This window comes from Vibrio sp. 378 (genome assembly GCF_033339435.1).
The window spans coordinates 1-759 of sequence record NZ_JAWOUO010000449.1; the positions used below are offsets into that span (position 1 = coordinate 1).

Consider the following 759-nt stretch of genomic DNA (forward strand, 5'->3'; position numbering starts at 1 on the left):
CGACTTCCATCGTCAGTGCTTTACCAAGCTCAACACTGCCTTCACCACCGAAGTTGGTGTCTGCTGCCCAGTCTGCACTTGCAATCTTCATCTCGTAGCTACCCGCAGCTAGGTCAATGTCTAGCGAATAAACATCATTGGCGACGTAGCTGACCTTCGCTGCTGAATCTTGCGCCGGAGTGTCCCAACTTGTGATGGTGCCACGTAGGTACAGTGCTGTTTCACCAAACGTTGGTGCATCCGCAGATTTGGTTACGGAAACCACAGGTTTTTCCACTTTCTCATCTTGAACGTATAGCGCGTTCAGTGTGAAGTTGTACTTGCCTGTTTCTGCGACGGTGAGTTTACAGTTTTCGTCTGCGCCTAGCTCCAGAGAGCCGCTGCCCACTGTTGCCACAGAACAACCGATGTTCGGATTTGCCCAACCTGTGTCTGCAAATTTGAACTCGTGGCTGCCTGCTTCAAGTACGCCTGTTACTGAGTACATGCCGTTGCCAATGAAAGTCATTGCCCAGTCGCTGTTGTCTGACCAATTGTTCATTGTGCCTTTCACGTAAACCACGGTTTCACCGAAAGGAGGAATGCTCGATACGTCTTTGTTGTCCGTATTGACTGGCAGACCCGCACCTTGCGCGCCGTCTTGTGGCTGTACGAATACCGCAGTAGTCAGTGCTGGCACAGTGAAGGTTTCATTTGCGAAGCTTGCGCCTTTCACGATGTCATCTGCAGAGTTTTGTTGAACTTCATGCAGCTCGAAAC

1 protein-coding gene is annotated in these 759 nt (G+C 50.7%); it reads right to left on the bottom strand.

Features of this window, described 5'->3' with window-relative positions; all coding sequences use genetic code 11:
* Positions 1-759: alpha-1,6-glucosidase domain-containing protein (locus R7Q48_RS26860; protein WP_318133289.1), on the bottom strand; the 759-nt coding region annotated here is incomplete at both ends.